At 66.2% G+C, this 11,474-nt stretch carries 12 protein-coding genes; 5 read left to right on the top strand and 7 right to left on the bottom strand.

Annotation, left to right across the window (positions count from 1 at the left end; all coding sequences use genetic code 11):
• Window positions 1-123 precede the first annotated feature (123 nt).
• A complete protein-coding gene (locus tag QM618_RS02170) occupies window positions 124-2,556 on the top strand; it encodes a DNA gyrase/topoisomerase IV subunit A (protein WP_428094312.1) in 2,433 nt (810 codons plus the stop codon).
• Window positions 2,553-2,966 carry a GNAT family N-acetyltransferase gene (locus tag QM618_RS02175; protein ID WP_428094315.1) on the top strand — a complete coding sequence of 138 codons (414 nt, stop codon included), beginning with the start codon at window positions 2,553-2,555 and terminating at the stop codon, window positions 2,964-2,966. The genes QM618_RS02170 and QM618_RS02175 overlap by 4 nt, the downstream gene beginning before the upstream one ends.
• Before the next feature lies 1 nt (window position 2,967).
• Here the strand turns inward: QM618_RS02175 and QM618_RS02180 are convergent, their stop codons facing one another.
• The 4 genes from QM618_RS02180 to QM618_RS02195 all read right to left on the bottom strand — a co-directional run bounded on the left by QM618_RS02180 (window position 2,968) and on the right by QM618_RS02195 (window position 7,295).
• A complete protein-coding gene (locus QM618_RS02180) occupies window positions 2,968-4,257 on the bottom strand; it encodes a threonine/serine ThrE exporter family protein (protein WP_428094318.1) in 1,290 nt (429 codons plus the stop codon).
• A 54-nt stretch (window positions 4,258-4,311) separates the two neighbouring features.
• On the bottom strand, window positions 4,312-4,692 hold the full coding sequence (locus tag QM618_RS02185; protein ID WP_428094321.1) for a hypothetical protein: 381 nt from the start codon (window positions 4,690-4,692) through the stop codon (window positions 4,312-4,314).
• Between the two features lie 4 nt (window positions 4,693-4,696).
• Window positions 4,697-5,080 (bottom strand): hypothetical protein, encoded by a 384-nt coding sequence (locus tag QM618_RS02190; RefSeq protein ID WP_428094324.1) that lies wholly within the window; start codon window positions 5,078-5,080, stop codon window positions 4,697-4,699.
• A 118-nt stretch (window positions 5,081-5,198) separates the two neighbouring features.
• Complete coding sequence (locus tag QM618_RS02195) at window positions 5,199-7,295, bottom strand: DNA gyrase/topoisomerase IV subunit B (RefSeq protein WP_428094327.1); 2,097 nt, start codon at window positions 7,293-7,295, stop codon at window positions 5,199-5,201.
• Between the two features lie 103 nt (window positions 7,296-7,398).
• On the opposite strand from QM618_RS02195, the gene QM618_RS02200 reads away from it, so the two are divergent.
• Entirely contained in the window at window positions 7,399-8,157 is a 759-nt protein-coding gene (locus QM618_RS02200) for a tryptophan-rich sensory protein (RefSeq protein ID WP_428094330.1), read from the top strand.
• Between the two features lie 49 nt (window positions 8,158-8,206).
• Here QM618_RS02200 and QM618_RS02205 read toward each other — a convergent pair whose 3' ends face one another.
• From QM618_RS02205 to QM618_RS02215, 3 genes are read right to left on the bottom strand one after another with little or no spacing between them, the layout of a single operon-like run.
• A complete protein-coding gene (locus QM618_RS02205) occupies window positions 8,207-8,881 on the bottom strand; it encodes a hypothetical protein (RefSeq protein ID WP_428094333.1) in 675 nt (224 codons plus the stop codon).
• A 3-nt stretch (window positions 8,882-8,884) separates the two neighbouring features.
• The gene (locus QM618_RS02210; RefSeq protein ID WP_428094336.1) at window positions 8,885-9,367 is read right to left on the bottom strand and encodes a GNAT family N-acetyltransferase; all 483 of its coding nucleotides are present in this window, start codon (window positions 9,365-9,367) and stop codon (window positions 8,885-8,887) included.
• A 1-nt stretch (window position 9,368) separates the two neighbouring features.
• On the bottom strand, window positions 9,369-9,710 hold the full coding sequence (locus QM618_RS02215) for a hypothetical protein (RefSeq protein ID WP_428094340.1): 342 nt from the start codon (window positions 9,708-9,710) through the stop codon (window positions 9,369-9,371).
• A 167-nt stretch (window positions 9,711-9,877) separates the two neighbouring features.
• Between QM618_RS02215 and QM618_RS02220 the strand changes: the two genes are divergently transcribed.
• Window positions 9,878-10,840, top strand: coding sequence for an EamA family transporter (locus QM618_RS02220; protein WP_428094345.1), 963 nt, complete (start codon window positions 9,878-9,880; stop codon window positions 10,838-10,840).
• A gap of 47 nt (window positions 10,841-10,887) precedes the next feature.
• Window positions 10,888-11,448 carry a GNAT family N-acetyltransferase gene (locus QM618_RS02225; RefSeq protein WP_428094348.1) on the top strand — a complete coding sequence of 187 codons (561 nt, stop codon included), beginning with the start codon at window positions 10,888-10,890 and terminating at the stop codon, window positions 11,446-11,448.
• The last annotated feature ends 26 nt before the right edge of the window (window positions 11,449-11,474 follow it).

Consider the following 11,474-nt stretch of genomic DNA (forward strand, 5'->3'; position numbering starts at 1 on the left):
GTCACATTCTCCCACGCACTGCCCAACCCAGCCGCAGACTGTGGCGACGTCGACAGCGCGCCTTGGCCCCAGCGTCGGACCGCTGGGAGACAATACGGGCAGTCAATACCCCTTAGGAGCCTCATGAGTGACGGCCAGATCGTCGATATCGACGTCGCCGCCGAGATGGAGACGTCGTTCCTCGAGTACGCGTACTCCGTGATTTATGCCCGCGCACTGCCGGACGCCCGCGATGGGCTCAAGCCGGTGCAGCGCCGCATCGTCTACACGATGGGCGACATGGGCCTGCGGCCTGAGCGCCCCTATGTGAAGTCCTCGCGCGTGGTTGGCGAGGTCATGGGCAAGCTCCATCCGCACGGAGACCAGGCCATTTACGACGCGCTGGTGCGCATGGCGCAGTCGTTCTCGCTGCGGCTGCCGCTCGTGGATGGGCACGGCAACTTTGGGTCCCTGGACGACGGACCTGCCGCCTCGCGCTACACGGAGGCGCGCCTGGCGCCCGCCGCGATGGCGATGATCGGAGACCTTGACGAGGACGTTGTTGACCTCGTTCCGAACTACGACAACAAGCTCAGCCAGCCCTCGGTGCTGCCCGCGGCGATTCCTAACCTGCTGGTCAACGGCGCCACAGGCATCGCAGTGGGCATGGCCACCAACATGGCGCCGCACAACCTTGTGGAGGTCATTTCCGCGGCGCGGCACTTGCTCATGAACCCCTCTGCCGGGCTCGATGAACTGATGCGCTTTGTGCCGGGGCCGGATTTGCCTTCCGGCGGCAAAATCGTTGGCCTTGAGGGCGTGCGTGAGGCCTACGAGACGGGTCGCGGACGGTTCGTCACGCGGGCAACGGCGCGGGTGGAGAAGGTAACGGCCCGACGCGAGGGCCTGGTGGTCACGGAACTCCCCTTCGGCGTGGGGCCAGAAAAGGTCATCGAGAAGATCAAGGAGTCCGTCTCCGCGAAGAAGCTCGAGGGCGTCTCCGCGGTTGCCGACCTCACGGATCGCCACCATGGATTGCGCCTCGTCATCGAGGTCAAGAACGGCTTCAACCCTGACGCGGTCCTTGAGCAGCTGTACCGCTTGACGCCGCTCGAGGAGAGCTTCGCGATCAACAACGTGGCGCTCGTGGACGGCGAGCCACGCACCATGGGCCTGCGCGAACTGCTGTCCGTGTGGGTGGCGCACCGTGTTGAGGTGGTACGGCGCCGCTCCGCCTTCCGCTTGCAGGCCAGGCGCGATCGGTTGCACCTGGTAGACGGCCTGTTGGTGGCCATCCTCGACATCGACGATGTCATTCAGATCATCCGTTCGTCCGAGGACGCGTCGGAGGCGCGGCAGCGACTGCAGACGGCCTTCGACCTTTCTGAGATCCAAGCCGAATACATCCTCGAACTGCGGCTGCGGCGACTCACGCGTTTCTCCAGGCTGGAGCTGGAAAACGAGAAGGCGCAACTGCTCGCGGAGATCGCGGAGCTTGAGGAGATCCTCGCGTCTCGCGACGCCCTCAACTTTGTGGTGGCGCGTGAAATGGATGCGGTCGCCGCCGCGCACGGCACTCCGCGCCGCACCATCCTGCTTGCCGATGGCGGCTCTGCGGTGACGGCGGCCGTTGGCGCGCGCTCGTCCTCGAAGGCGCCCGCGATGTCCATGGAGATCGAGGACACGCCATGCTTTGCACTCATGTCCGTGACCGGGCTGGTGGCCCGCACCGCGGATGACACGGCTCCCGCGCGCGACGGGCGTCGCTCCGCTCACGACGTGCTGCGCTCCGTGGTTGCCGCATCCGCGCGTGCCGATGTTGGCGTGGTGACCTCCGCAGGCCGTGTGCTGCGCCTCTCGCTGCTTGACGTGCCCGCGCTTGCTCCCACGAGCGAGCCGCCGTCCCTGGGTGGCGGCTCCCCGCTCGCCGAGCTCGTCCAACTCGAGCGTGGTGAGGACGCCATCGCCCTGGTGCCGCTCGACTCCCCCGATCCCATCGCGCTCGGCACGGCTGCCGGCGTGGTCAAGCGCGTGACGCCGGGTGACGTGCCCGCGAAGGACGCGTGGGAGATCATCTCGCTCAAGGACGGCGACCGCGTGATCGGCGCCGGTATCGCCCCGGACGGCGTCGAGCTGGTCTTCGTCGCCGACGACTCGAGCCTGCTGCACTTCGAGGCGACTCAAGGTTCCGCGCGCCCGCAGGGGCGCGCGGGCGGCGGTATCGCGGGCATCAAACTCAGCCCTGGCGCCAAGGCGATCTTCTTTGGTGTGGTGACCACGCCGTCGGACGCCGTTGTTGCCACTATTGCCGGCCCGGCGGACGCCCTGCCCGGCACCACCCCTGGTGCGGCCAAGTGGACGCCGTTCAGCGAGTACCCGGCAAAGGGACGCGCCACGGGAGGTGTGCGCTCACAGCGGTTCCTCAAGGGCGAGGACCTGCTCTTGCACGCGTGGGTTGGTGAGGCGCCGGCGCGTGCCACCTCGAGCGCTGGCCAGGCCGTTGACTTGCCGGCCGAGCCCGGCCGACGGGATGGCTCCGGCACCGCTCTCGCCGCACCTGTGCTTGGGCTTGGGTGAGCTTCGAGTATCGCCTTGACGCGCGGCCTAGCGCCGCGGAGTACATCGCGCTGCTTGCCGACGCAGGGCTAGCTCACCGCCGCCCCGTCGACAAGCCTGACGTGATCCAGGCGGCAATCGACGGCGCTCAGGTGATGGTGACCGCGTGGGATGGTTACTGCCTAGTTGGGGCGCTGCGCGCCATCACGGACTTCCATCTGCACTGCTACGTGGGCGAGATTGCGGTCGCCTCTACTGCGCAGCGCGCAGGCGTGGGGCTGGCGATGCAACGGCTCTTGCGTGACCAGTTAGGCCCCGAGTGCAAGATCAAGCTCTCATCCACCGAGGATGCGGCCACCTACTACCCACGCATCGGCTACACGCCCATCAAGCGCGCATGGGAATTGCTGCCCGGCACGGACCTCGGGTGACCTACTCGTTGCCGAACGCCCATTTCTTGTCCGTCACAAGCTTCGCGGCAACGAGCCCCACCATGATGGACAGCACCACGAGCACCACCAGCAAGATTCCCGCGGTCGCGTCGGCGTAGTCGCCCTGGTTCAGCGACACGAGCGCCTCGTGCGCTGCTACCCCAGGAATCATCACGAGCACTGACGGCACGGACAGCGTGATCACGGGCCACCGACCACCCCGTGCGGCGAAGGCAGCGAGGCAACCAACGGCAAGGCACGCCAAAGCCGTGGCCCCCTGCAGAGGCATCCCAGCGTCGGCCGCCCAGAGGCGAGCCGTATTGGCCACCATGCCAATGACCGCTGCCGTTCCTGCCAACCGCCACGGGCTGTTGAACATGAGCGCAAACCCGGCGACGCCTATCCCACTGGCGACCGCCCACAAGGCGAGGTGTGCGGCAAGCGGCATGTCAGCGTCGGCCCGTGGCGCGGTATCAAGGTTCGCCACAGCGGAGACGCCCCACACGCTCACCCCCGCGGCCATGGTGAGCATGGTGCCGTAGGCGATGCGCTCGATGCCGGCACGGAGATCGAACTTGGCCATGTCGAGCGCGCCCGTGATAAGCGCGAATCCGGGCAGCAGGAAAAGCACGGAAGAGATGTATCCGGCCGCGTGTGTCTCCAGCCCCTCCCCCGTGGTGTTGACGATCGCGATCCCGCCGAGGTACGCAAGCGACGCCACTGCCGCCGCAGCCATCACCGTGCCAAAGGCGTTGAAGTGCCGGTGCGCCATGACGCGCCTGCTGAGCTGGCCAAGCAGGGCCGCAATGAACACCACGAGCACCTCCCAGGGCAGCGCGTGGTTGAGCACCGCGAAGGCCGCGCACGCGATTCCCGCGGCGCCGGCGTTGAGCCAGCCCGCGTAGAGCGGTGGCCGACGCTCGATCTCGTCGAGCGCGGCGTGCACCTCGCGGGCGGTAATGCGCTGTGGGAGGTCTCTGCGGAAGCGGTCGAGGCGCGCGATCCGGTCCGTATTGACCGCAAACACGCGGTTCTCCGCCACCTCCGTGCGGAAGATGCGGCCGCGGTGACTCGTGGCGGCGATATCCGTGAAAGAGACGTGATACCTGGGGCGATCGATGCCGAGCGAGGTCGCTACGGCGCTCATCGCCTCCTTAACGCGATAACTCGCCGTCCCCGCGGACAGCATCAACAGGCCCGTTCGCACCACCGCGCCGGATTGCTCGATCAGCTGGACGGGCTCGAGCGCTTCCTCGAGTTCGCGGGTGGTGGGGTGCGGCTCGTCGGTCACGTCACCATCCTGCCGCACACTGCCCGACGGCGTGGCTGGCTTACGTCCCGATGCTCACTTCTTTGAGGCGAGGTTGTCGAGGAAGTAGTCGATGTTGCTCACCCACGTGGCCACTGCGGTGGAGCGCTTGCGCGCGCGGCTCTGCAGCACGATGGCGGCGACCATGGCGCCAATCGCCACAGCTCCCGCAGCCAGCACCCAGGCCGCCGCGTTAGGAACCGCCATGAGGATCATCATCGAGATAAGGGCGACGAACACCGCACCGTACGCGGCGCCCAACCACGGGTTCGACACGGGTGCTGCGATGACGCGCCGCAGGCTGGCGAGGTCATCCGCATCTGTGGCCGCGCGCAAGACCTCCCTGTCGGCATCATTGAGCGGGCGGATCGTGCGTCCAACGACCACCGTGGTGGCAAGATGGGAGACGGCGCTCACCGGTTTAGCCGCGCGCGGCGAGCTGTGCCAGGCGGAAGTCCACCTCGGCGAGCCACTTGTCCGCTTCCCGCGCCCGAGACGTAGTCGAGACGGCCTGGATGATGGCGGCGACCACCACGATGCCAATCACAACGAAGATCACCACGGCCAGCCCCGCTGTTCCCTCACCGCTCACGGTCACCGAGAAGTTGATCGCGCTCAAGGCCACGAGGATCATCGCGAACACCCAGATTCCGCGCCCGTGAGTGTCGTCGCTGAGCTTCGCTCGTAACTCGAGCAACGCATCCGGGTCTTCACACGATCGCACCGCGTCTCTGCCCTGGCGCGTCAGCCGCACGAGTCCATTTGTGGTGTAGGCGTGCTCAACGAGTGTTTCAAGAAGTGCCACGGTCGCCCCCTCTGTGCCGTCAGTGTGGTCAACCAGAAGGTACTCCGGTCGCAGGCGTCGCGTCCAGACGCGTACCCGCGCGTGCCGCGATTCCGTCGAGTTCTTGCGCCGGAGGGCCCTATGCGTCGATGCGATTGACGTCGAGGTTGGCTGCACCAGCCACGATGAAGTCGCGCCGCGGCGCCACCTCATTGCCCATGAGCAGCTCAAAGACACGTTCGGCCGCCTCGGCATCCGCGGAGGTGATGCGGCGCAGGGTGCGGTGCTCAGGGTCCATGGTGGTCTCCGCGAGCTGATCCGCATCCATCTCGCCGAGTCCCTTGTAGCGCTGGATGTCGTCCTTGTACTTGCGGCCGGAACGGCGCAGGCCAGCGAGGGTCTCGTCCAGCTCGCGATCCGAATACGTGTAGATATATTCGCGCTCCTTGCGTGGACTTCCCATAACCTCCACGCGGTGCAGCGGCGGCACCGCCGCGTACACGCGCCCGGCGTCCACGAGTGGCCGCATGTACCGGAAGAACAGCGTGAGCAGCAGGGTGCGAATGTGGGCGCCATCGACGTCAGCGTCCGTCATGAGGATGACCTTGCCGTAGCGCGCGCTTTCAAGATCAAACGTGCGGCCAGAGCCGGCTCCGATCACCTGAATGATCGCGGCACACTCGGCGTTGTGCAGCATGTCTGTGAGAGACGCGCGCTGCACGTTGAGGATCTTTCCGCGAATCGGCAGGAGTGCCTGGAAGTCGCTGCGTCTAGCAAGCTTTGCGGTGCCGAGCGCCGAGTCGCCCTCAACGATGAACAGTTCAGACTGCTCCACGTCGTTGGAGCGGCAGTCCGCGAGCTTCGCGGGCAAAGACGAGGTCTCGAGCGCATTCTTGCGGCGCGAGATCTCCTTCTGCTTGCGGGCGGACACGCGAGCGCGCATCTCGTTGACGATCTTCTCCAGCACGATTGACGCCTGCGCCTTGGTGTCGCGCTTGGTCGAGTTCAGCAGGGCGCCCAACTCGGCCTCGACAACTCGCGACACGATCGCGCGCACCGGACCAGTTCCGAGCACCTCCTTGGTCTGCCCCTCAAACTGCGGCTCAGCGATGCGTACGGTGACGACCGCGGTGAGGCCCGCCAGGATGTCGTCCTTCTCGATGCGCTCGGCGCCATCCTTTGCGGTGATCTTGAGGCGCCGCGCGTTGGCATCGATGGTCTTGCGCAGCACCTTCACGAGGCCCTGCTCAAAGCCGGAAAGGTGCGTGCCGCCCTTTGGCGTGGAAATGATGTTCACGAAGCTGCGCACATCGGTCTCGTAGCCCGTTCCCCACCGCAGCGCCACATCCACTTGTGCGGTGCGCTGCACCTCCTCGGAGACCAGCTGCCCGTTCGGCTTTAGCACGGGCACGGTCTCCGTATACTCGCCAGAGCCCGTGAGTTCCCACGTGTCCGTTACGGCAGCGTCGCGAGCAATGAAGTCCACGAAGTCTCGCGAGCCGCCCTCGTAGTGAAAGCGCTCCTCAACGGGCTCAACTCCGCGCTCATCGCGCACCACGAGCGTGAGGCCGGGAACCAGGAAGGCCGTCTGCCGCGCCCTGGTGACCAGCTCGTCGTACTGGAACGCCGCATTCTTGGAGAAGATCTGGCGATCCGCCCAATAGCGCGTGCGCGTGCCCGTAACGCCGCGCCCAACCTTGCCCACTGTTGCCAGTTCACTGCGCGTGACAAACGGAGTAAACGTAGCGTCGGGCATAGGGCCCGACGCTGGGTCGGCAAAGACGCCAGGCTCACCTCTGCGGAAGGCCATGTGGTGCGTGGCTCCGCCACGATCCACCCATACGTCGAGGCGCTCGCTGAGAGCGTTGACAACCGATGCGCCAACACCGTGCAGGCCGCCAGACGCGGCGTAGGAGCCGCCGCCGAACTTGCCGCCCGCGTGGAGCTTGGTCATGACCACCTCGACGCCCGTGAGGCCGGTCTTGGGTTCCACGTCCACCGGGATGCCGCGGCCGCGGTCACGGACCTCCACGGAATCATCGGGGTACAGGACCACCTCGATCTGCGATCCGAACCCGCCGAGCGCCTCGTCCACCGAGTTGTCAATGATCTCCCACAGACAATGCATGAGGCCGCGCGAGTCCGTGGTGCCGATATACATGCCGGGGCGTTTACGGACAGCCTCGAGCCCCTCGAGGACGGACAGGTGGCGGGCGGAGTACTGCTCTTGGGTCACGCGGTGAGTCTAGGCGGCTCCACTGACGTCACCGCGAACCCACGCGGGCGCTCGATGAAATGCCTGGCAGGAGGCTCGCGTTGCACCCCGTGGAGGTAGTGATATGGCATCGGACAGGGTCCGGCAGGTACTCGTAGCGGTTGGTGCGGCGCTCGCGATTGCGGGGGCCGCGTGGGGATCAGGGGCGTTTGGCGGCACGCCGATCGAGGACGCCGCTGGTGGCGCCCTGGCGCCCGACGCCACCCTCCTGGCGCCGGGCTCAACCGCGTTCTCGATCTGGTCGGTGATCTACGCGTTCCTGGTGCTGTTCGCGGTGGTGCAGGCGCTACCGTCTCGTGCAGCTGAGCCGCGTTACCGCGCCGTCTCCTGGTGGGTGTTGGCGTCTATGGTCCTCAACGCCGCGTGGATCGCGGTGGTCCAGGCGGGATGGCTGTGGCTGTCCGTGGTGGTACTTGGCGCAATCGTCGTGGTGCTCGTTCTCGTGGCGCTGCGGCTGGATCGTTCGGAGCCCGCCGGGCCTCTCGACACCGCGGCGACGGAGGTCGCCGTTGGTCTGTATCTCGGTTGGACGTCGGTGGCGCTCGCCGCCAACCTCGCCGCGGCTCTCGATGGCGTCGGCACCGCCCTCGCCATCGTCCTCACCGCGGTGGTGACGCTTGCCGGCTCGGGCTTCGCGTGGTGGCTACTGCGGCGCGCGCTCGGGGCAAGCGTCGCTCTCGCGATGGCGTGGGGAGCGGCGTGGATCGGCTTTGCTCGCCTTGACGATCCGCGCAACCTCGCGGTTGTCACGGCGGCCATTGCTGGGGCAACCCTGCTCGCCGTGGTGGGAGTGGCGAGGGCCATCGGCCAACAGAATCGCTAATCCCGAGGCACGCCCGGCGGCACTGCGCTCGTTGGGTGCTTGAGACGGGCTACGGGGCGCGAGACGCCACGGGTCGCATAATCCCGTGGATCTCCTGCCAGCCCTTGTCGACAGCCTCCACGAGGCCGAGATGCCAGTCGGGCTTCCACGACGCCGCTTCGGCCTGTGATCGAGCACGGTCGAGCGCCAATGCGCACCGCTCGGAATCGCGGATGGCCACTGCTCCCCAAGTCGCGAACACTGCGTGGCCAACCGTCCCGCCGTGCGCATGGCAACGTGGGTCTACCGGGAGGGCGTCTGAGGCAAGGATGGTGTCGATGACCCACTCAGGGGTCGTAGGTCGATTCAGATACTCAAGCACAGGGCCCCCCACGATTTCGACCACGCGGGGGTCGAGGCTGCCTCCCGCGACGCGTGGCTGCCGGAACTCCTTCTTGACAGCGCCACCAATCGTCACGTTGATGGTCTGCCATCCCGCGACTTCGTCGGGCAGTCCCGCCCAGCCCAAGGTGAACACGATATCGAGGGTGCGCTCGTGCGCCGCGCGCCAACGCGCTGCGTAGAAAGAGACTTCGCGGCGTAAGAAGTCCTCGCGGTAGAAGTTATTGCCTTGCCGTTTGAAACCGCGTTCCTTGAGGACCTCGCGGTAAACAACATCGGCCGACTGCTTGATGGTCCACCTTTCGGGGCGTCGCCACGTATTCCAGCGCCTCGTGAGGTCCACGCGCTAGGCCTTGCCCTTCGCGTTAGGACCACGCAGAGCCTGCATCGCGATGTTGTCCGTCTTCACGAAGAAGCCGAGTTCGTCATAGAGATCGCGCCCCTTGTCGGTGGCGTGAAGCTCCACCACCTCGATCCCCCGCCGGTCGGTCTCTTCAAGCAGGGCGTTCATGATGGCGCGCGCGAATCCCTTGCGGTAGTGCTGGGGCGCCGTCGACACCCACTGCACGTACCCGGCGAGCGGAGAGAGCCGCCCGGGCCGCGGAAGTCGCGGGATGACGTTGACAAGGCCACACGAGGCGAGGCCGCCCTCGGGAGCGTCGATCACCACCCCGAAGAGGTCGTCGCCCGCGAGCCGTTCGGCAACAAGGCGCGTGGACTCTAGCGCCCACGTGGGCGTGGGCTTGGCTCCAACGGACTTATACATGAGCGCACCGAGGTGCACGATCTCTGCGGCGTCACTTGGCCGCGCTGGCCTTACCTCGGTCACATTAGTGCCAAGCGACCGCGACCACGATGTTGACGATGGTCAAGCCGAACACGGACCAGAACGCCCACGGCATGGGGTCCTCCTTGCGCGTGGCCTCGGCTATACCTAGCACGGCGAGGGTGATCAGGAGCTTCACAGCGATCTTCACGTGATCCGGATCGTGGTCGTTCGCGTAGGCGACACCAACCAGCGCGAGCCCGGTCACCAGCTGTGCGCGGGCGCCCCACACCATGACCGTCGTGATGCGCTTCGCCTCTGATCGAAGCTGCTCAAAGGCAGGGCCAACGATGGCCGCCGCTCCAAGAATGTGCAGCGTCAACAGCGTGTAGCGCAGAAAGTTCACGGGATCTCCTTCGTGGGTCACGTCGATGCTAGCGCGCCCTCCCCCTCAGTCCTGTCGGTACACCCACGTCGTACTGCGACTGCGCGCGGCATGGCATCGGCGCGCGACGCGACGCCGGTGTACCGACAGCGAGCGGGGTGGCGCGCGGCGCGCCCTAGGCTTAACTCGTGACCGCCACCCATAAGTCCCCTGTGCGCGGCACGGTGTTCGCACTCACGGGGGCCCTGCTATTCGGCATCAATGGATCCGTCGCGAAGGTGGTCATCGGCGCAGGAGTGACTGCGGCGCAACTGACCTTCCTACGAACGCTGTCCACCGCCGTGATCGCTGGCGTCATCCTGGTGTTCACGGCTCGCGAACAGTTCCGTATTACGGGCCGCGAGGCGCTTGGCCTGGCCGCGCTCGGTGTTGCAGGCGTCGCCATGATCCAGTGGCTCTACGCCATCGCGATCTCACGCTTGCCCGTGGGCGTTGCACTACTCATCGAGTACACCGCGGTCATCTTGGTTGCCCTCGCCGCCTGGTTACTCTTCAAGGAGAAGGTGCACGCGCGCCTATGGCTTGCGATCGCGTTCGTGATCATCGGCCTCGCAATCGTCGCAGAGGTGTGGGACATCTCGCTCGACGTCATCGGCACGTTCGCGGCCCTCGCGGCCGCAGTCGCGTACGCCTTCTACTTCCTTGCGGGCGAGCGCGGGGTCGCGCGTCGGCCCGCTCTCGCCGTGACCTTCTGGGCATCCACGTTTGCGACCGCCTTCTGGGCGCTGTTCAGCGGCTGGTGGAAGATTGAACCCGCGCTTTTGACCTCAACCGTGTCGCTCACGGGGGCGCTCGACGCCGTGCATGTGCCCCTTTGGGTGCCGACGTTATGGGTTATCACCCTTGGGGCCTTCGCCCCGTTTGTGCTGAGCTTCGCGGCGCTACGGCACCTCTCTGCCACGGCGGTTGGCATCCTCGCCTCTTCTGAGGTGATTTTCGCGTTCATTGTGGCTTGGGCATGGCTTGGCGAGACATTGGTCGCGCTGCAGATCGCCGGCGCCGCCCTCGTGCTCGCGGGGATCGTGATCGCCCAGACCGCTCGGGATCGCAAAATGGGCGCGGATGCCGAGGTGCCCGCAGAGGTGCCATAACGCCGTGTCAGCAGGCGTCGCTATGGTGCCCATTGAGGTGAACCCGCATGCAGATAGATGTGATTGCCGACGGCGAGCTCCCTAGTGGTGCGGTGCTCGAGGTGCGCGACCTCGTTCGCGGCGCATGGCCATTCCTGTTTGATGAGACGGACACGGGCGGCCTCTGGTGGCTCGCCGAGTTAGAACCGGTGCATGTGGTCGCCACCGAAGGCGACCGCGTGGTTGGTTACTGCGCCGTTATACGGACGTCCGTCGTGCTTGCTCACGAACGCCGCGACATCCTCGGGTTGCACGGAGTAGTGGTCCGCGACGCTCACCGTGGACGCGGTTGTGGGCAGGCGATCGTGGCGACGGCGACGAAATTGATCCGCGAGAGTTCTCTTCCCGCGATGCTGTTCTGTGAGCCCCAGCTGATCGCGTTCTACGAACGCGCGGGCTGGGAATCACACGCGGACTCTGTCACCTTCGTGGGCACGGAGGCATCACCGCAGACAGTTGAGGCAGACCCCACCTTCCCCGAGGTGCGCATGATGTTGTTCAGCACGCAAACGCGAGACACTGACGAGTGGCGAGAAAAGCGCCTCTACGTGGGCGGATCCACATGGTGATGGCTCTGCCGTGCGTGACACAACGT

The organism is Demequina sp. (genome assembly GCF_049841215.1).
Lineage (GTDB): Bacteria > Actinomycetota > Actinomycetes > Actinomycetales > Demequinaceae > Demequina.